Here is an 18095-nt window from a genome sequence, read left to right on the forward strand (position 1 = left end):
GCCGTGCCGCGCAGGGCGGTTACCCCGCCATTGTGTCGTGCGGGGTCGGGACCCCCGCCTCATGCTCCCCCTCTCCGCGCCCCACCGCGCCGCACGAACACGCCGGGTGTGGCCTCATCCGCTCCTCCCGCCACTCCAGGAGCGGCAGCGACGCCTCGAACCGGGCCCCCGCGCAGGCCGGCAACTCACCGTCCAGGAACGCCAGGGCGTGGGACGCGGCCAATCCGGCCACCGCCGTCGCGAGACCCAGATCACAGGCCGGCAGGGCGTGGGGCGGGCCCGAGCGCCACTGCGCCAGCATCCGGGGCCACACCGGCTCCCGGTCCGTCCGTGTCTCCTGCATGCACCCCGCACAGGCCGTCGCACCCGGCAGCACCAGCGGACCGACGACACCCGTGGCCTCCAACACCCCCGCGTAGAGATGGGGAATGCCCGTCGTGATCCAGCTCTCGGCGGTGACGGGATCCGGGAGGTAGGCGGCGAGGCCGTCCCTCGGTGTCACCACCACGAGTGAGAGTCCGGGCTCGTGCCCGCTCTCACCCGGCTCGCGCCGCGGCGCCCGTGGTCCGCGGCCGCCCGGGGCCGACCGCGCCACGAGTCTGCGCGCCGCCACCGCCCGCCGTTCGCCGACCGCGTCGGGCGGCAGCCCGCCCGGCGACACCTCCCAGGGCTCCACCGATCCGGAGTCCAGCACCTCCACGCGGCCCACGCCGGACGCCGAGAGCAGGGCGGCGACCGCCGAGCCGACCCGTCCCGCGCCCCGGACCTGGACGCGCAGGGCGCGCCGGGCGGCCAGTCTTCGTAACGCCCCGTCCGGCTCCCGGTGGATCACGGAGAGTGAGGCCAGATCGGCACGGAGCGGATCGAGCGCGCTGTTCGCCGGCGTGGCGCCACCGGCCTTTCCCGGCCGGCCGGCCGCGCCGTCGGCGATCAGCCCCGCCTCCGCAAGCCGTCCGAGCAGCCTCTCGAGCACCCCGTCCGGCAGCCCCAGCGCACGGGCTTCGTCCCGCAGCCGTTCCATGCCGCGGGTGCCGTCGAGCAGACCCAGCAGACTGCCGGTGGCCGTGTCGACCGGGCCCAGCACCACCGCGTGTGCGGGAGTGGCCCCGAACTGCACGCTCTGCAGATTCCGCCAGGCGCGCCGCAGCGCCGGTTTCAGCATCGGATGCATTTCCGCCCCCGTGATCTTGATCCGTCGTCCTCTTCGCGCTCGGCCGTTCCCCGCCGGCCGAACATCAGATTGCCCGCGAGTCGAGACGGACGCGGAAAGTTGTCCACAGGGGCGGGGTATTAATCATTCAAATGGTGCACGCTGTGAAGGGATCACGGCCGAACCGTCCCGGAGGCGGGACTTCCCATGCTGACAGCGGGTAACGTCGGGCCCGTGCCCGCCGACCCACAGCGCAGCGTGACAAGCAAACCGCCCCGCGGCTCGGGGACGAGTGCGGTCGAGGTCCGCAGAAGCTCCCGGCGGAGCAGAACCGTCTCCGCCTACCGCGAGGGCGACCGGACCATCGTGCTCATCCCGGCCCGGATGTCCGAGGCGGAGGAGCAACGCTGGGTGACGGTCATGCTGGACAAGCTGGCCGCCCAGGAGAGCAAGCGGCTCCTCGGCGACAGTGAACTCACCGAGCGTGCCGAGCGGTTGTCGGAGCAGTACTTCGCCGGCCGGGCACGGCCGACGTCCGTACGCTGGGTGACCAACCAGAACACCCGCTGGGGCTCCTGCACCCCATCGGAAGGCAGCATCCGTCTCTCGCACCGACTCCAGGGCATGCCCGAGTACGTCGTCGACTACGTCCTCGTGCACGAGCTGGCCCATCTCCTCGTGCCGGGCCACGGCCCCCGGTTCTGGCGGCTCCTGGAGGCGTACCCGCGCACCGAACGGGCCCGCGGATACCTCGAAGGCGTGGTCGCGGCGGACCGGCTGCCGCATCTGCCCGCCGCACGCGGGGAGTAGCACCCCCACTCGCCCCGCTGGTCAATCCTGTACCGAATGCGTACCAGCTTGGCTCAATGTCACGTACAGCCGTTAGCCTGGCGCGACGCATTCACATTCGGGATGGGGGACGGTCGTTACGCATGGCCAGGGAATTCCAACGCGGCCACAAGGCCAAGATCAGTGATCTGACACCGGGGACCGATCTGTACGTCGGGGTGCAGATCTCCGCGCCCGGACTGACCTTCGACATCAGCTGTTTCGGCCTCGACGCCAACGAGCAGTTGTCGGACGACCGGTACTTCATCTTCTTCAACCAGCCGAAGTCGCCGGAGGAGTCCATTCAGCTGCTCGGCGCGCAGTCGGGCGACACCGAGTCCTTCCGCGTCACGCTGGACCGTATCCCGGCGAACATCCACAAGCTGTCGTTCACCGCGACCATCGACGGTGCCGGCCAGATGTCGCAGGTCGGACCGGGCTACATCCGCATCGTGGCGGGTGGTGAAGAGGTCGTCCGATACCCGTTCACGGGAACGGAGTTCTCCACCGAGCGCGCCGTCATGCTCGGCGACTTCTACCTCAAGGACGTCTGGCGGTTCGCCGCCATCGGGCAGGGCTTCGACGGCGGCCTGGACGCGCTGCTGAAGAACTTCGGCGGCGAGGTCGCCGAGGAGCAGCCCGCGGCCCAGGCACCGCAGGGAGCCCCCGGCTTCGGCCCGCCCGCGCAGGCCACCGCCCCGCCGGCGTTCGGTGCGCCGACCGCGCCCGCGCCCGCTCCGGCGCCGCAGGCCCCGGTCCAGCCGGTGCACGCGGCCCCCACCATGGCCGCTCCCATGGCCCCTCCGGCCGCACCCGCGCCCGCGCCGTCCCCGTACGGCCAGCCGCAGCAGCCGATGCCGCAGCAGCCCCAGCAGCCGCAGTTCGGGCAGGTCCCGGGCCAGGCACCGGCGTACGGCCAGGCACCGGCGTACGGCCAGCCCGCGCCGTCGCCGTACGGACAGCCGCAGTTCGGCCAGCAGCCCCCCGGCACGCCGCCGGGTATGCAGCCGGGCCACATGGGCGTCCCGCAGGGCGTGCCGGCCACCGGCGCCGGGCTCGCCGCCGCGCTCCAGCCGTACAAGGAGACCGCGACCGGCGCCCGCTGGACCCCGCAGAACCAGCAGCTCATGCGGGTAGACCTGCAGATGGGCGGCGTCCCCGTCCTCGCCCGCCAGGGCAGCATGGTCATGTACCAGGGCAAGGTCGACTTCAGCCACAAGGGCGCCGGGTTCACCGGCCGGATCGTCGGCAACGCCACCGGCCAGGAGATGCAGCTGATGCGCTGCACCGGCCGCGGCCAGGTCTTCCTCGCGGAGGAGGGCGCCCACCTCCACCCGATCGAGCTCCAGGGCGACGGCATCTGCGTCTCCGCGGAGAACGTGCTCGCCTTCGACGAGTCCCTCCAGTACGAAGTACGGAGGGTCGAGGGCCACGGCATCCCCGGCGGCGCCCTGTTCACCATGCAGTTCCAGGGCACCGGCACCGTCGTCGTCAAGACGCACGGCACCCCGGTCGTCCTGCCCGTCACGCCGACCACCTTCGCCGACTGCAACGCCGTCGTCGCCTGGTCGTCCGCGTCGCAGGTGATCCTCTCCAGCCAGGTCCGGCTGCGCCGCAACGCGTACCCCGGGCACAGCGGGGAGACGGTGAACCTCCAGTTCCGGGGCGCCCCCGGCAACTTCATCGTCGTCCAGCCGTACGAGGTCTGAGGGAGCCCGAAGAATGAACCAGCAACTCGCGGGCTTCGCCCCGACCCCGATGGCGGCCCGGATGGAGAACCACGGCCGCACGATGCTCAAGGTGGCCATGGCCTCCGGCCAGGACCTCTACGCGCGCACCGGCTCGATGGTCGCCTACGAGGGCTTCGTCACCTACGAGCCCAACCCGCCCGCCGCCCGCCAGGTCGCCCAGCAGTGGGTCACCGGCGAGGGCGCGCCCATCATGAAGTGCTCGGGCGACGGTCTGCTCTACCTCGCCGACTACGGCGCGGACGTCGTCGTGATCAACCTCAACAACGACTCGCTGTCGGTCAACGGCACCAACCTGCTGGCCTTCGACGCCCACCTCCAGTGGGGCGTCGAGAAGGTCAAGGGCCTCGCCAAGTTCGCCGGGCAGGGCCTGTTCAACGTCGAGATCGCAGGCACCGGCTGGGTCGCCCTGACCTCGCGCGGCACGCCGATCGTGGTCGACTGCGGGCGTGGCGAGGACGAGACGTACGTCGACCCCGACGCGCTCGTCGCCTGGTCGCCGGCGCTCAAGGTCAAGGGCAAGCGCAGCTTCAAGGCCTCCTCCCTGATCGGGCGGGGCAGCGGCGAGGCGTACCAGATGGCCTTCTCCGGCCAGGGCATCGTCGTCGTACAGCCGAGCGAGGACAGCACCGACCGCCTGCGGATCCGGGGCTGAGGGGGAGCGAGAACACACCATGCAGAGCCCGCTTTTCAACTACGCCGAGCAGCAGAGCCAGGAACGGTACGTCATCCAGAACCCGCAGCTGCTGCGGGTCGCCCTGAACGGCTCGGACGACATCCTCGCCCGCAAGGGCGCCATGGTCGCCTACCAGGGCCTCGTCGACTTCGACGGCGAGTACAAGACGCCCAGCCAGCGACGCGCCCAGGCCCGGACCGGTGAAGGTCTCGACCTCATGCGCTGCTCCGGCCAGGGCACGGTCTACTTCGCCAACCTCGCCCAGTACATCCACGTCGTGGAGGTCGAGCAGGAGGGCATGACCGTCGACAGCGCCTACGTCCTGGCGCTGGACTCGACCCTCAACACCGAGGTCATCGCCGTGGACAGCCAGTACGGCATCTCCGGCTCCGGCAAGTACCAGCTGAACATCTCCGGCCGCGGCAAGGTCGCCCTGATGACCTCCGGTCAGCCGCTGATGATGCACGTCACGCCGGACAAGTACGTCAACGTCGACGCGGACGCGATCGTCGCCTGGTCCACCGGGCTGCGGGTGCAGATGCAGGCGCAGACGCACAACTCCAGCATCCGCCGCCGCCGTGGCGACACGGGCGAGGGCTGGGAGCTCAGCTTCCTCGGACAGGGCTTCGCCCTCGTCCAGCCCAGCGAGGTCATGCCGCCGCAGAACGCGGCCATCGGCCAGGGCATCGCCGCCCAGTTCGGTGCGGGCCAGCACGGTTCGCACGCGCAGAACCAGAACAACGCCTGGAACTGACGCACCGGGAACCGGGCACAGACAAGGGGCGGCCTCCCATGAGGCCGCCCCTTGCTCATACCTGCTCTACAGACGGGCGCGGGTGCCCTCCAGCAGCCGTACGACCGAGGTGTCGGCCACGGACGCCACCTCGTCGTACGCGAACCAGCGCAGATCCAGCGACTCCTCGCTGATCGCCTCCACCGCGCCGGCCGGTGCCAGCGCCGCGTACTGCACATCCAGATGCCAGTGGCACGGCGCCGGGATCGGATGCCGGTCGAGCCGCACGGGGCCACCGGGCAGCAGCGTGAGGCCCGGGATGCCGGACTCCTCCGTCGCCTCCCGCAGCGCCGCCTCCGCCAGCGTCGTGTCACCCGGCTCGCAGTGACCGCCCATCTGCAGCCACATGCCGAGCTTCTTGTGCAGCGTCAGGAGCACCCGCCCGCGCTCCGGGTCCACCACCAGCGCACTGGCCGTCAGATGCCCGGCCTCGCAGGCCTTCCACATCCCGTCCTCGTGCGCCGCGAGGTGGTCCAGATACGTCTGGCGCAGCTCGTCCTGCGCTCCGTTCGACCCGTACGACTTCAGTACGAGAACGGCGTCTTCGTGCAGGCTCACTTGGCGCCGTCGTCCTTGCCCTCGTCGTCGCCGTCACCGCGGGCCGCCTCGCCCAGCATCTTGTCGATCTCCGAGAAGTCGAGCTGCTCGCGGTGGACGAAGCCGTCCGGGTCGTCCAGATCGGACGCCGTCGGCAGCATGTCCGGGTGCTCCCACAGGTCGTCGCGGCCGTCGACACCGCGCGCGTCCGTGAGCGAGGCCCACAGCCGCGAGGCGTCCCGCAGCCGGCGCGGACGCAGTTCGAGACCGATCAGGGTCGCGAAGGTCTGCTCGGCGGGACCGCCGCTCGCCCGGCGCCTGCGCAGCGTCTCGCGAAGCGCGTCCGCCGAGGTCAGCCGGGACTTCGCGGCCTCGTGGACCACCGCGTCCACCCAGCCCTCGACCAGCGCGAGCGCCGTCTCCAGACGGGCCAGAGCGGCCTTCTGCTCCGGCGTGTCCTCGGGCTGGAACATGCCCTGCTGCAGCGCCTCCTGAAGCTGCTCCGGGTGCGTCGGGTCGAGCTGACCCACCGCCTCCTCCAGCTTCGAGGTGTCGACCTTGATCCCTCGGGCATAGCCCTCGACCGCGCCGAACAGATGCGAGCGCAGCCACGGCACATGGGCGAAGAGCCGCTGGTGGGCGGCCTCGCGCAGGGCCAGGTACAGCCGCACCTCGTCCTTGGGGACACCCAGGTCCTTGCCGAGGGACTCGATGTTCAGCGGCAGCAGCGCCGCCTTGCCGGCCGGGCCCAGCGGCAGACCCACATCGGTCGAACCGACGACCTCGCCCGCGAGCGCGCCGACGGCCTGCCCGATCTGCTGACCGAACATCGCACCGCCCATCGAGCGCATCATGCCGATCAGCGGGCCCGCCATGGCCTGCATCTCCTCGGGCAGCACATCACCCATCGCCGCGCCGACCCGCTCGGCCACCGGGTCCACCAGCTGCTGCCAGGCCGGCAGCGTCGCCTCGACCCACTCCGCACGGCTCCACGCCACGGACGTGCTCGCCCCCGAGGGCAGCGAGGTCACACCGTCGAGCCACAGGTCGGCCAGGCGTACGGCCTCCTCGACCGCGGCCTTCTCCGCCGGACCGACACTGGCGTCCTTGGTGCCGTCGGGCGTGCCCTGTGCGACCACCTGGCGGGCGATCTGCTTGGCCATGTCCCAGTTCACGGGACCGCCCTCGTACGAGAGCATCTGGCCGAGCTGCTGGAAGGCCGCGCCCAGGTCGTTGGGGTTCAGCGAGCCGAACATCGCGGCGAAGGGATTGTCCGCGCCACCGGGACCGCCCATCCCCGGCAGACCGCCGAAGCCGAACGGATTGGCCCCGAACGGGTTGCCGCCGCCCTGGCCACCGGACCCCTGGCCACCTCCGGCGGGGTCCTTCTTCTTGCCCTCGTCGCCGTTCTCCGGCTCCTCCGGCGGAAGGCCGAATCCGAATGGGGAGTCACTCACAGGTTTCCTCGGCTCGTAGGGCCGCCGGATTCCTTCCGACGGCGGCTTTCCTGGCTCGGCTCGATGCCCGGCTGCACACCACCAGCGTAGACATCCGGGCCGGATATGGGCTCGGTGCTCCGCCGGGACGTGGCCTGCGGCAGGATGGACGCCACCTGGTACGTACGCGTCATTCGTGTACGTACTGAAGACAACCGCTGGAGACGCCCGGTGAGTTCCCCAGATCCTCAGGTTCGCGCAGCGCGAAACATCTCAACCCGGTCCGCCGGGCGCGGCCCCGTGGTCGCGGTCACGGGCGCCGCCTCCGGGGTCGGCGACCTGCTGACCAGGCGCCTTGCCGCCTCGGAGGAGATCAAGCAGGTCATCGCGATCGACGAGCGCCGCGGCGAGGTCTCCGAGGCGCAGTGGCACATCCTCGACGTCCGTGACCCGGCGATCGCCGAGAAGCTGCGGGGCGCCGACGTCGTCGTGCACCTCGCCGTCGACCTCGACCTGGAGTCGGACGCCGCCGCCCGAACGGCCTACAACGTGCGTGGCGCGCAGACCGTCCTCACCGCCGCCGCGGCGGCGGGCGTGCACCGGGTGGTGCTCTGCACCTCCGCCATGGTCTACGGCGCGCTGCCCGACAACGACATCCCGCTCTCCGAGGACGCCGAGCTGCGGGCGACGGCCGAGGCGACCGGCGTCGGTGACCTGCTGGAGATCGAGCGGCTCGGCCGCCGCGCGCCCCGCGCCCACCCGGGCCTGCACGTCACCGTCGTCAGGCCCGCGGTCCTGGTCGGCGGTACGGACACCGCCCTGACCCGCTACTTCGAGTCGCCGCGGCTGCTCGTCGTCGCCGGATCCCGTCCCACCTGGCAGTTCTGCCACGTCGACGACCTTGTCAGCGCGCTGGAGTACGCGGCCCTGGAGAAGGTCGACGGCGAGTTCGCGGTCGGCTGCGACGGATGGCTGGAGCAGGAGGAGGTCGAGGAACTCTCCGGGATCCGGCGCATGGAGCTGCCCTCCGCGGTCGCCCTCGGCGCGGCGGCCCGGCTGCACCGGATCGGGCTCACGCCCTCACCGGCGGGGGACCTGGCGTACACGATGCACCCCTGGGTGGTCAGCGTCGGACGGCTGCACGACGCCGGCTGGCGGCCGCGGTGGACCAACGAAGAGGTGCTCGCCGCGCTCCTGGAGGAGGTCGAGGGCCGGCACACGGTCGCGGGCCGTCGGCTCGGCCGCAAGGACGCCACGGCGGCGGGCGCGGCCGGTGCGACGGTGGCGCTGCTGGGCACGGCTGCGCTCGTGCGCCAGATGCGGAAGCGGCGCGGCATGTAGGACCCTCCTACGGAGGGTCCGTCCCACCGGTCGAAAGCTCTATTCCGGGATGTCCGTTCGGTACGGCACCATGGGCCCATGGCACGCACCCATGACCACCCCGGCGAGCAGGTCGCAGCCGACCCGATCAAGCTGCTCGCGATCCGTGAGACCCCGCTCTCCGTCGACGAGGTCTTCCGGGCCGTCGGCGACGACGCGGCCGGGGGCACGACCCTCTTCGTGGGCACCGTGCGCAACCACGACGGCGGCGCGGACGTCGACGCGCTCGGGTACTCCTGCCACCCGTCCGCCGAGGCCGAGCTGCGCCGGGTCGCCGAGAAGGTCGTCGCCGACTACCCCGTCCGCGCGCTGGCCGCCGTCCATCGGGTGGGCGACCTGCAGGTGGGCGACCTCGCGGTCGTCGTCGCGGTCTCCTGCCCTCACCGCGGGGAGGCCTTCGAGGCCTGCCGCAAGCTGATCGACGACCTCAAGCACGAGGTCCCCATCTGGAAGCACCAGACCTTCTCCGACGGCACCGAGGAGTGGGTCGGCTCCTGCTGAGCCCCGCCCCGGGCCCGGGGGTCACCCGGACGGAGTCAGGGAGAGAGCCGGCTTCTGCTGAGCGCCCGCCCCGGGCTGGGCGCTCGGGAGCGCTTGGCAAGGCGCCGCGCCGACGTCGTGTAGTCGCCTGCCCCGATTTGCGTAACCGGCCCCCTGGCAGCAGCGTTGTAGCTGCAGATCGTTAATCTGCTGATCGGCCGGGTCCCGGCCGATTGCGGTGCTCTTGGGGATGGGAGGTCGGGATGGCAGCGCTTGCCTGGTTGCTGATTCCGCTTTTCGCAGTCGTCGTTGCGGCGATATGGGGAAGCTGGGCCCAGAGGAGCAAGACCATCGGGGACGTGGCCGAGCTCGCGGGCTACGCACGGTTCCGGGACGCGATGGAGCGTTCCCATTCCGGTATCGCAGGTGAAGACCCTCAGATGACCGCGGCGACGTCGCCGTCCACCGTACGCAGTAGCCACGTCTCCGGCTGATCTTCCACCGCCGGCCGCCTCGTACGGACCCGCCCCACAGGTGCACTCACAGACCGGTCCCGTACTGTCGTTCCATGCCACGCCGCACCGCGACGATGCTCGCCTCCACCCTGGTCCTGATCACTCTGCTCTGTGTGGGCGTCCTGGTGCCGGTGCCGTACGCGGAGATGAGCCCCGGTCCGACGGTCAACACGCTCGGCGAGGCCGACGGGGAGCCGGTCCTCCAGATCTCGGGTCACCGGACGTACCCCACCGACGGGCATCTCAACATGACGACGGTCCGCGTCACCAGTGCGGACTACCGCATGAACGTGGTCGAGGCCGTCTACGGCTGGCTCGCCCACGACAACGTCGTGGTCCCCAAGGAGACCCTCTACCCGGACGGCAAGACGGAGGAGGAGTCGAGCCAGGAGAACGCCGAGGAGTTCTCCCAGTCCCAGGAGAGCGCCAAGGTCGCGGCCCTCAACGAGTTGAAGATCCCGGTGACCACCCGGGTCGTCGTCGCCACCGTCGTGAAGGACAGCCCCGCCCAGGGCAAGCTGCACGCCGGGGACGTCATCAAGTCCGTCGACGGCGTCGCCGTGAAGGAGCCGGGTGACGTCGCCAAGCAGGTGACCAAGCGCAAGCCGGGCGATCCGGTCGAGTTCACGATCGTCCCCGCCAAGGAGGCGGCCGCGGCCGAGAAGGCGGGCAAGGAGCCCACCACCACCGAGAGGGTCACGATCACCACGGTCAAGTCCCAGGAGGGCGACCGGGCGATCGTCGGCATTCAGGCCGGTACCGACCACGTCTTCCCGTTCACCATCGACATCAAGCTCGCCGACGTCGGCGGTCCCAGCGCCGGTCTCATGTTCGCCCTCGGCATCGTCGACAAGCTGACGCCCGAGAGCCTCACCGACGGCAAGTTCATCGCCGGTACCGGCACCATCGACGAGACGGGCAAGGTCGGCCCCATCGGCGGTATCGAGATGAAGCTGGTCGGCGCGCGCAACGCGGGCGCCCGGTACTTCCTCACCCCGGCCGACAACTGCGAGGCCGCCGCCTCCGACATCCCCGACGGTCTCACGCTCATCAAGGTGGACACCATCGACGACGCGACGAAGTCGTTGGAGAAGCTCCGCAAGGGCGACACGAAGAGCCTGCCCAGCTGCTCCAAGAGCTAGATCGCGCACCCGTACGTGAAGGGGGCGCCCCGGTCGACGACCGGGGCGCCCCCTTCACGTACGCCTCAGGACTCGAAGGTCGCCGCGAGGGCGTCCGCGAGCCCCGGCACCAGGTCCGCCCCGGTGAGCACCTCGTTCGGGGAGTCCTTCTCGCGCAGCCGGATGGCCGCCTCGCGGGCTCCGTCACGGAGGACGGCCACGGTCATCCGGACCTCCTGGCGGTCCGGGTGCCGTGCCACCCACTTCGCCAGACCGGCCTCGTCCAGGCCGTCCGGCACGGACGCCTCGGCCGACGGGGGCAGCATCAGCCGCTCCACCGTCAGCGCGCAGCCGGCCACGGCGTCCGGCCAGGCGATCGTGCCGAGGAACTCGTCGAGGGCCTTCCCCTTCGGCAGCTCCTCCTGCTCGATGGGGGTGAAGGCGGCGGCTTCCGCGCCTTCGAGACCGAGCTGGGAGGCGAGTCCCGGCTCCTTGGCACGCAGTCGGGCGGTGTCGACGAGGGCGAAGAGCCGGGCCGGCCGGTCCCAGCCGAGACCGGAGGCGTACTCGTCGATCTCGAGGACCGCGCGGGTGAGGGGGCTCGCGGCCATGGGGGTGCCGGAGGAGGAAACGTTGGACATGACCCATATCCTGCCTCCTTTGCCCCCGAAGACGGGAACTAGGTAAAGCCTCAGTAAGTTGCATCAGTGGGCTCTACGATCGCGGAGCCTGCTTATCGACGCATCAACCTCGAGGGGCGCACGTTGGCTTTCCAGATGCCGGACCGCGGAGGCGGCGGGGGCCCGTCCGGGCCAAGGATCAGAGTCGGTCGGCCGTCCCGGCGGGCCCGCACCCTGCTCATGACCCTGGGCGTGCTGGCCGTCCTGGCCATGGCGTTCGTCATGTTCGCCGGGTTCTGGACGGACTGGCTCTGGTACCGCTCGGTCGCGTACTCGTCCGTGTTCACCACCACCCTGTGGACCAAGATCGGCCTCTTCGCCGTCTTCGGTCTCCTCATGGGGCTCGCCGTCGGGTTCAACATCTGGCTGGCGCACCGACTGCGGCCGCCGCTGAGCGCGATGTCGCTGGAGCAGCAGAGCCTCGACCGGTACCGGATGGGTCTGGCCCCCTACAAGAAGTGGGTGCTCCTCGCGATCACCGCTCTGGTGGGCCTGATCGCCGGCGCCTCGGCCTCCGGCCAGTGGCGGACCTGGCTGATGTGGGTGAACGGGGTTCCGTTCGGCCAGAAGGACCCCCAGTTCCAGCTGGACGTGTCGTTCTACGCCTTCGACCTGCCCTGGTACCGCTTCCTGCTGGCCTTCGGCTTCGCCGCCACCGTCCTGTCGCTGATCGCCGCCGCGCTGACGCACTACCTGTACGGCGGATTGCGCGTCACCAGCCCCGGTGCCCGCGCCACCGCCGCCGCGACGGGCCACCTGTCGGTGATCCTCGGCGTCTTCGTCTCGCTGAAGGCCGTGGCGTACTGGCTCGACCGGTATGGCCTCGCCGTGAAGTCCAGCGACTTCAAGGCGGCCGGAAACTGGACGGGTCTGCGGTACGTCGACGCCAACGCCTACCTGCCGGCGAAGACGATCCTCTTCTGCATCGCCGCGATCTGCGCCGTGCTGTTCTTCGCGACGCTGTGGCGCCGCACCTGGCAGCTGCCGGTGATCGGCTTCGGCCTCATGGTCCTGTCGGCGATCCTGATCGGCGGCCTGTACCCGGCCATCGTGCAGAAGTTCCAGGTCCAGCCGAACGAGCAGGCCAAGGAAGCGCCGTACATCCAGAAGAACATCGATGCCACGCGCAAGGCGTACGACATCGACAGCACCGAGCCGGAGAACTACTCGGGCAAGTCCACGGTCAAGGCCAAGGACCAGCTCCGCGCCAACTCCGACACGGCGGCCAGCTATCGGTTGATCGACCCGAACATCGTCTCGCCGACGTTCCAGCAGCTGGAGCAGAAGCGGAAGTACTACCAGTTCCCGACGACCCTCGACGTCGACCGCTACAAGGGCCAGGACACCGTCGTCGGCCTGCGTGAGCTCAACATCAAGGGCATCCCGAAGCGGAACTGGATCAACGACCACTTCACGTACACCCACGGCTATGGCGCGATCATGGCGGCGGGCACGCAGACGGACGCCAACGGCTCCCCGGTCTTCACCGAGGCCGGTCTGCCGACCACGGGGATGCTCGGCCCGTACCAGCAGCGGATCTACTACGGCGAGAAGACGGATCAGTACTCGATCGTCGGCGGCCCGCAGAAGGAGCTGGACTACGAGGAGAACGGCGAGAAGACCACCAGCTACGAGGGCAAGAGCGGGGTCAACCTCTCCAACACCTTCAATCGCGCCGCCTACGCGGTCGCGTTCAGCGAGCCGCAGATCCTCTACTCGGGGGCCATCGGCGAGGGCTCGCGGATCCTCTACAACCGCACGCCCAAGGAGCGCGTCGAGGCGGTCGCACCCTGGCTGACCATCGACGGCGACGCCTACCCGGCCGTCGTCGGCGGCAAGATCCAGTGGATCGTCGACGCGTACACGACGACGAACGGCTACCCGTACGCCTCGCGCACCACGCTGGGCGAGTCCACGGCCGACGCGCTGACGGTCGGCAACCAGCAGCGAACGGTGGTCGCCCAGCAGAACCAGGTCAACTACATCCGCAACTCGGTGAAGGCCACCGTCGACGCCTACGACGGCACGGTCAAGCTGTACCAGTGGGACAAGGAAGACCCGGTCCTCAAGACGTGGATGAAGGCGTTCCCGGACACGGTGCAGCCGCGTGAGTCGATCAGTCCCGACCTCATGCAGCACCTGCGCTACCCGCAGGACATGTTCAAGGTCCAGCGCGAGCTGCTCACCCGGTACCACGTGAAGGACCCGGCGCAGTTCTACAGCGGCTCGGACGCCTGGCAGGTGCCGAACGACCCGACCAACAAGGACGGCAACGCGGTCCCGCCGTACTACCTGAGCATGAAGATGCCCGGGGACCAGCAGCAGCGGTTCTCGCTGACGACGACGTTCACCCCGAACGGGCGGCCCAACCTGGGCGGCTTCATGGCGGTCGACGCCGACGCGGGCAGCAAGGACTACGGCCGCATAAGGCTGTTGAGAGTCACCTCCGAGGTCCCCGGACCCGAGCAGGTGCAGAACAAGCTCAACAGCCTTCCGTCGGTGGCCACGTTCGTCCGTGACATGAAGGGTGCCGACTCCGACATCCAGTACGGCAACCTGCTGACGGTGCCGCTCGACGGCGGATTCCTGTACGTCGAGCCGGTGTACGCCCAGGGCCGCAACGCGCACTACCCGCTGCTGAAGAAGGTCGCGGTGTCGTACGTGGACGCGGACCAGCCGGACGGTGACACGACCAAGGACACCACGGTGTTCGAGGACAACCTCACCGCGGCGCTCAACGCCGTCTTCGGGGTGGAGGGCGCTACGCCGCCCGAGAAGCCGGAGGAGCCGGGCACGAAGCCGCCGACGACGCCGAGCACGAACGACGCCGCGCTGAAGCAGGCCATCGCCGATGCGCAGAAGGCGTACGACGACGGTGAGGCGGCTCTGCAGAAGGGTGACTGGACCGCCTACGGCAAGGCCCAGGAGGCCCTGCAGGACGCGCTCCAGAAGGCGGCGGACGCGGGCGCGAAGCTGACCCCGTCCGACCAGAAGCCGGCGGAACAGAAGCCGGGAGAGCAGAAGCCGGCGGAACAGAAGCCGGGAGAGCAGAAGCCGGCGGCGACACCGTCGACCAGCCCGAGCCCGTCGACCGTCGGGACCCCATCGAGCGGCTGATCAGCCTGGTCAGGCACTACCCCCGCGTCGTGATACCTTAAAGACACAACGACGCGGGGTGGAGCAGCTCGGTAGCTCGCTGGGCTCATAACCCAGAGGTCGCAGGTTCAAATCCTGTCCCCGCTACTGAAAGACGAGGGCCCGGATCCATCAGGATCCGGGCCCTCGTCGTGCTCGGCGGGGGCGCGGGGGCCGCGAAGCGCGGTGGGGATGGGGCGAGTTGGGGTGAGACGTGTTTGACTTATCTCTCTGTGGGCATGTCGACAAAACGCTGAAGTGACCTCACTGGCTGCGGTATACCAGGTGTACGCGCGTTGCGGGTGGTGCGACGATGGAATTTATGGGGGACAGGGCAACTCTGTTGGAGACAGGGCGGTTTGTGCAGCGGCATGTCAAGAGTGCCGCAGACGACATCATCGAGGCCGTGGTGGCCGGCGATGAGGCCATCGACACCACCGCCGAGAACGAGACCGAGACCGAGGCGCGCCACCGGCGTGCCGCCGAGAGCGGCGACGCCGCGTCCATGAGCGTGCTCGGCGCGCTGCTGCTGCGCCGCGGTGACCTGGACGGCGCCGAGCCGTATCTGCGGGGTGCCACCGCCGAGGGGGACCGCGCGGCCGCCAACAACCTGGGCGTCCTGCTGCACCAGCGTGGCTACGCCGAAGAGGCCGCGGGCTGGTGGCGGGTCGCCGCCGTCGCGGGCTCCGCGCCCGCCGCCCACGCGCTCGGCCGCCACCACCGCGAGCGCGGAGACGAGCCCGCCGCGGAGTACTGGCTGCGCCAGTCCGCCGAGCAGGGCCACGCCCTGGGTGCCTACGCGCTCGCCGACCTCCTGGAGCACCGCAGCGACGTGGGCGCCGAGCGCTGGCTGCGCGCCGCCGCCGAGCGCGGTCACCGCGAGGCCGCGTACCGACTCGCCCTCGCCCTGGAGCGGCGCGCCCAGGAGGTGACCCGAGGCCCGTCCGCCTCCGGCCTCTCGGCCCGCGACGCGCTCGTCCACGACACCGCGCAGGCCGATTCGGTCAAGGGCGACCCCGGCTCCACCGGTGCGCCCGCCGGTGAACTCGCCGAGGCCGAGCAGTGGTTCCGGCAGGCCGCCGCGCGCGGACACCGACGGGCCGCGCTGCACCTCGGGGCGATCCTGGAGAAGCGGGGTGAGCTCAAGGAGGCCGGCCGCTGGTACCTGAGCTCCGCCAAGGAGGGCGAGGCCAAGGCCGCCTGCGCGCTCGGCTTCCTGCTGCGCGACGCCGGCGACGAGGAGAGCGCCGCCGTGTGGTGGCTGCGTGCCGCCCAGGACGGTGACGGCAACGCGGCCAACGCGCTCGGCGCCCTGCACGCGGCCCGGGGCGAGCAGCAGACCGCCGAGCGCTGGTACCGCGCCGCCATGGACGCGGGCGATGTGAACGGGGCGTACAACCTCGGGCTGCTCTGCGCCGCCCAGGACCGCGTCCAGCACGCCGAGCAGTGGTACCGCCGCGCCGCCTACGCGGGTCACCGCGAGGCCGCCAACGCGCTCGCCGTGCTCCTCCTCCAGGCCGGGGACACGGACGGCGCCGAGCCCTGGTTCTCCAAGGCCGCGGAGGCCGGCAGCGTCGATGCCGCCTTCAATCTCGGCATCCTCTACGCGGGTCGCGACGACGACCGTACGGCGCTGAGCTGGTACGAGCGCGCGGCCGCGGCGGGGCACACCGAGGCCGCCCTCCAGGTCGGCATCGCCGGCCTGCGCGACGGCGACGAGCAGTCCGCCGAGCGGCATCTGCGGTGCGCGGCGGGCGGCGGCAGCGCCGAGGCCGCGTTCCGGCTCGCCACCGTCCTCGACGCGCGCCGGCCGGACCCCGGCCCGCCCGCGCTCGGGGCGCCGCGCGAGGAGGCGAAGACCGAGTGCGAGGAGTGGTACGAGCGGGCCGCTCAGCAGGGCCACCGGCGCGCCCAGGTGCGGGTGGGGATGCTCGCCGCGGCGCGCGGCGACGTGACGGAGGCGGCCCACTGGTACCGCGAGGCGGCCGAGGCCGGCAGTCGTAACGGAGCCTTCAACCTCGGCCTGCTCCTCGCCCGCGAGGGCAGCGAGCGGGAGGCCGCGCTGTGGTGGACCCGCGCCGCCCGTGCCGGGCACGGGCGCGCCGCCCTGCGGCTCGCGCTGCTCGCGGCCCGGCGGGGTGAGCTGTCGGAGGGCCGGCGCTGGTGTGCGAAGGCCGTCGAGCTCGGCCCGGCGGAGGTGGCCGAGCGGGCCGCCCGGCTGAGCGAGGCGCTGCACCAGGAGCTGACCGCTTAAGTGATTTGCGCTGGTCGTGGGCGTCCCGTAAGGTTGGGTTCACCGACGCGGGGTGGAGCAGCTCGGTAGCTCGCTGGGCTCATAACCCAGAGGTCGCAGGTTCAAATCCTGTCCCCGCTACTCAGTAGCAAACGAAGGCCCGGATCCAGTCACTGGATCCGGGCCTTCGTCGTGCGTGCCCACGCGGAGGGGTACGGAAGGAGCCCCCACCGTCCGGTGGGGGCTCCGAGACCGTCGTCCGGTCGTCTCAGGCTGTGGTGGCGCAGTTCGGGCAGAGGCCGCGGTACGTGACCTCGACGCCCGAGATCGTGAAGCCGAAGCGCTCCGTGTCCGGCAGGTCCGCCAGCGGGTCGCCGGAGGGGTGGACGTCGCGGATGGCACCGCAACGCCCGCAGACCAGGTGCTGGTGCGGGCGGTGGGCGTTGGGGTCGTACCGCTTGGCACGGCCGTCCGTCGCCACTTCCATGACCTCACCGAGGGTGACCATCTCGCCCAGCGTGTTGTAGACGGTCGCCCGGGAGATCTCGGGCAGTCGCTCCACGGCACGGGCATGGACCTCGTCGGCGGTCAGATGCACATGATCCCCGTCGAGGACCTCGGCCACGACGCGTCGCTGCGCGGTCATTCGCCAGCCGCGGCCGCGCAGTCGTTCCAACAGGTCACTCATGAGAACCAGACTAACAGTGGCTGAATCGGTGTCCCGAACGGGTGTTACTTTGGATGTCTACTTGACTTGGACATTGTCCATCGTAGGATCGACGACGGCATTGGCCAAGGCTGAAGGCCATCGGTGACCTCGGCAAGCGGCTCGACGCCGCCGTCCAGGCCCTGCGCGGCCGAGGGTGCTTGTCGTGGCGAAGGAGCGGGCCGGACCTCCGTACGGAGGTCCGGCCCGCTCCGGTGTCAGCTCGCCATGGGCGCCGCGTGCCGGTGTGCCGGGGTCCAGCAGCGGATGATGTCGCGTACGGAGACGATGCCCACGGGTCCGTGTCCGTCCAGGACGACGAGATGGCGGAATCCGCCGTGGGTCATGGCGGCGGCCGCCTCCTCCAGGGTCCAGGTGGGTGCGGCGAAGACGACGTCGGTGGTGGTGTGGGAGCTCGCGGTCTCGTGGTCGGGGTTCTGGTCGGCGCCGATCGAGTTGAGGATGTCGCGCTCGGTGAGGATTCCGAGCCCGCCGGCGTCGGTGTCGTGGACGACGGCCGCGCCGACGCGGCGCGCCGACATCAGTCTTGCGGCCTGACGGAGGGTGTGGGCGGGGCCGATGGTGAGGACCACCGTGCTCATGGCGTCACGGACGAGCATGAAGGGAGCCACCTCCTTCGTGAACCGTTCCCGCCTTCAACGAGAACGGTTTCACAA

16 protein-coding genes and 2 tRNA genes are annotated in these 18095 nt (G+C 70.6%); 12 read left to right on the forward strand and 6 right to left on the reverse strand.

Annotated elements, in window-relative coordinates:
• Window positions 1–19 precede the first annotated feature (19 nt).
• The gene (locus ACZ561_RS31225; RefSeq protein ID WP_471001356.1) at window positions 20–1171 is read right to left on the reverse strand and encodes a ThiF family adenylyltransferase; all 1152 of its coding nucleotides are present in this window, start codon (window positions 1169–1171) and stop codon (window positions 20–22) included.
• Window positions 1172–1357: 186 nt separating this feature from the next.
• Here ACZ561_RS31225 and ACZ561_RS31230 point away from each other — a divergent pair, with 186 nt between their 5' ends.
• From ACZ561_RS31230 to ACZ561_RS31245, 4 genes are all read left to right on the forward strand, one after another.
• Entirely contained in the window at window positions 1358–1960 is a 603-nt protein-coding gene (locus ACZ561_RS31230) for a M48 metallopeptidase family protein (protein ID WP_471001359.1), read from the forward strand.
• Window positions 1961–2082: 122 nt separating this feature from the next.
• Window positions 2083–3687, forward strand: coding sequence for a TerD family protein (locus ACZ561_RS31235; RefSeq protein WP_471001362.1), 1605 nt, complete (start codon window positions 2083–2085; stop codon window positions 3685–3687).
• 13 nt (window positions 3688–3700) lie between these two features.
• Window positions 3701–4381, forward strand: coding sequence for an AIM24 family protein (locus ACZ561_RS31240; RefSeq protein ID WP_329116257.1), 681 nt, complete (start codon window positions 3701–3703; stop codon window positions 4379–4381).
• Window positions 4382–4400: 19 nt separating this feature from the next.
• Window positions 4401–5156, forward strand: coding sequence for an AIM24 family protein (locus ACZ561_RS31245; RefSeq protein WP_376445891.1), 756 nt, complete (start codon window positions 4401–4403; stop codon window positions 5154–5156).
• Window positions 5157–5222: 66 nt separating this feature from the next.
• Here ACZ561_RS31245 and ACZ561_RS31250 read toward each other — a convergent pair whose 3' ends face one another.
• Both ACZ561_RS31250 and ACZ561_RS31255 read right to left on the reverse strand, forming a co-directional pair.
• Window positions 5223–5753 carry an NUDIX hydrolase gene (locus ACZ561_RS31250; protein WP_471001366.1) on the reverse strand — a complete coding sequence of 177 codons (531 nt, stop codon included), beginning with the start codon at window positions 5751–5753 and terminating at the stop codon, window positions 5223–5225.
• A complete protein-coding gene (locus ACZ561_RS31255; protein ID WP_471001369.1) occupies window positions 5750–7189 on the reverse strand; it encodes a zinc-dependent metalloprotease in 1440 nt (479 codons plus the stop codon). Before ACZ561_RS31255 ends, ACZ561_RS31250 begins: the two co-directional genes overlap by 4 nt.
• Before the next feature lie 210 nt (window positions 7190–7399).
• Here ACZ561_RS31255 and ACZ561_RS31260 point away from each other — a divergent pair, with 210 nt between their 5' ends.
• The 4 genes from ACZ561_RS31260 to ACZ561_RS31275 all read left to right on the forward strand — a co-directional run bounded on the left by ACZ561_RS31260 (window position 7400) and on the right by ACZ561_RS31275 (window position 10685).
• Window positions 7400–8509, forward strand: coding sequence for an SDR family oxidoreductase (locus ACZ561_RS31260; protein ID WP_329116249.1), 1110 nt, complete (start codon window positions 7400–7402; stop codon window positions 8507–8509).
• A 78-nt stretch (window positions 8510–8587) separates the two neighbouring features.
• A complete protein-coding gene (locus tag ACZ561_RS31265; RefSeq protein ID WP_471001373.1) occupies window positions 8588–9049 on the forward strand; it encodes a molybdenum cofactor biosynthesis protein MoaE in 462 nt (153 codons plus the stop codon).
• Between the two features lie 242 nt (window positions 9050–9291).
• Window positions 9292–9522, forward strand: a complete 231-nt coding sequence (locus tag ACZ561_RS31270) for a hypothetical protein (protein ID WP_471001376.1) — start codon at window positions 9292–9294, stop codon at window positions 9520–9522.
• A gap of 74 nt (window positions 9523–9596) precedes the next feature.
• A complete protein-coding gene (locus tag ACZ561_RS31275; protein WP_471001379.1) occupies window positions 9597–10685 on the forward strand; it encodes a YlbL family protein in 1089 nt (362 codons plus the stop codon).
• A 65-nt stretch (window positions 10686–10750) separates the two neighbouring features.
• Here the strand turns inward: ACZ561_RS31275 and ACZ561_RS31280 are convergent, their stop codons facing one another.
• Complete coding sequence (locus tag ACZ561_RS31280; RefSeq protein ID WP_383563469.1) at window positions 10751–11305, reverse strand: PPA1309 family protein; 555 nt, start codon at window positions 11303–11305, stop codon at window positions 10751–10753.
• 135 nt (window positions 11306–11440) lie between these two features.
• On the opposite strand from ACZ561_RS31280, the gene ACZ561_RS31285 reads away from it, so the two are divergent.
• The 4 genes from ACZ561_RS31285 to ACZ561_RS31300 all read left to right on the forward strand — a co-directional run bounded on the left by ACZ561_RS31285 (window position 11441) and on the right by ACZ561_RS31300 (window position 16853).
• On the forward strand, window positions 11441–14461 hold the full coding sequence (locus ACZ561_RS31285) for a UPF0182 family membrane protein (RefSeq protein ID WP_471001382.1): 3021 nt from the start codon (window positions 11441–11443) through the stop codon (window positions 14459–14461).
• A 52-nt stretch (window positions 14462–14513) separates the two neighbouring features.
• Window positions 14514–14587, forward strand: a tRNA-Met gene (locus ACZ561_RS31290).
• 205 nt (window positions 14588–14792) lie between these two features.
• Window positions 14793–16733 carry a tetratricopeptide repeat protein gene (locus ACZ561_RS31295; protein WP_471001385.1) on the forward strand — a complete coding sequence of 647 codons (1941 nt, stop codon included), beginning with the start codon at window positions 14793–14795 and terminating at the stop codon, window positions 16731–16733.
• Between the two features lie 46 nt (window positions 16734–16779).
• Window positions 16780–16853, forward strand: a tRNA-Met gene (locus ACZ561_RS31300).
• Window positions 16854–16980: 127 nt separating this feature from the next.
• Here the strand turns inward: ACZ561_RS31300 and ACZ561_RS31305 are convergent.
• Both ACZ561_RS31305 and ACZ561_RS31310 read right to left on the reverse strand, forming a co-directional pair.
• Window positions 16981–17400 carry a Fur family transcriptional regulator gene (locus tag ACZ561_RS31305; protein ID WP_471001388.1) on the reverse strand — a complete coding sequence of 140 codons (420 nt, stop codon included), beginning with the start codon at window positions 17398–17400 and terminating at the stop codon, window positions 16981–16983.
• Between the two features lie 236 nt (window positions 17401–17636).
• Entirely contained in the window at window positions 17637–18038 is a 402-nt protein-coding gene (locus ACZ561_RS31310; protein ID WP_471001391.1) for a CBS domain-containing protein, read from the reverse strand.
• Window positions 18039–18095: the final 57 nt, after the last annotated feature.

Source organism: Streptomyces sp. NPDC039609, assembly GCF_055596705.1.

What these genes read in the sequence shown, in the direction of transcription:
- ACZ561_RS31225 (WP_471001356.1), bottom strand. Translation starts at nt 1,171, where the DNA reads ATGCATCCGATGCTGAAACCGGCGCTGCGGCGCGCCTGGCGGAATCTG.
- ACZ561_RS31230 (WP_471001359.1), top strand. Translation starts at nt 1,358, where the DNA reads ATGCTGACAGCGGGTAACGTCGGGCCCGTGCCCGCCGACCCACAGCGC.
- ACZ561_RS31235 (WP_471001362.1), top strand. Translation starts at nt 2,083, where the DNA reads ATGGCCAGGGAATTCCAACGCGGCCACAAGGCCAAGATCAGTGATCTG.
- ACZ561_RS31240 (WP_329116257.1), top strand. Translation starts at nt 3,701, where the DNA reads ATGAACCAGCAACTCGCGGGCTTCGCCCCGACCCCGATGGCGGCCCGG.
- ACZ561_RS31245 (WP_376445891.1), top strand. Translation starts at nt 4,401, where the DNA reads ATGCAGAGCCCGCTTTTCAACTACGCCGAGCAGCAGAGCCAGGAACGG.
- ACZ561_RS31265 (WP_471001373.1), top strand. Translation starts at nt 8,588, where the DNA reads ATGGCACGCACCCATGACCACCCCGGCGAGCAGGTCGCAGCCGACCCG.
- ACZ561_RS31270 (WP_471001376.1), top strand. Translation starts at nt 9,292, where the DNA reads ATGGCAGCGCTTGCCTGGTTGCTGATTCCGCTTTTCGCAGTCGTCGTT.
- ACZ561_RS31275 (WP_471001379.1), top strand. Translation starts at nt 9,597, where the DNA reads ATGCCACGCCGCACCGCGACGATGCTCGCCTCCACCCTGGTCCTGATC.
- ACZ561_RS31280 (WP_383563469.1), bottom strand. Translation starts at nt 11,305, where the DNA reads ATGTCCAACGTTTCCTCCTCCGGCACCCCCATGGCCGCGAGCCCCCTC.
- ACZ561_RS31285 (WP_471001382.1), top strand. Translation starts at nt 11,441, where the DNA reads ATGCCGGACCGCGGAGGCGGCGGGGGCCCGTCCGGGCCAAGGATCAGA.
- ACZ561_RS31295 (WP_471001385.1), top strand. Translation starts at nt 14,793, where the DNA reads ATGGAATTTATGGGGGACAGGGCAACTCTGTTGGAGACAGGGCGGTTT.
- ACZ561_RS31305 (WP_471001388.1), bottom strand. Translation starts at nt 17,400, where the DNA reads ATGAGTGACCTGTTGGAACGACTGCGCGGCCGCGGCTGGCGAATGACC.
- ACZ561_RS31310 (WP_471001391.1), bottom strand. Translation starts at nt 18,038, where the DNA reads ATGCTCGTCCGTGACGCCATGAGCACGGTGGTCCTCACCATCGGCCCC.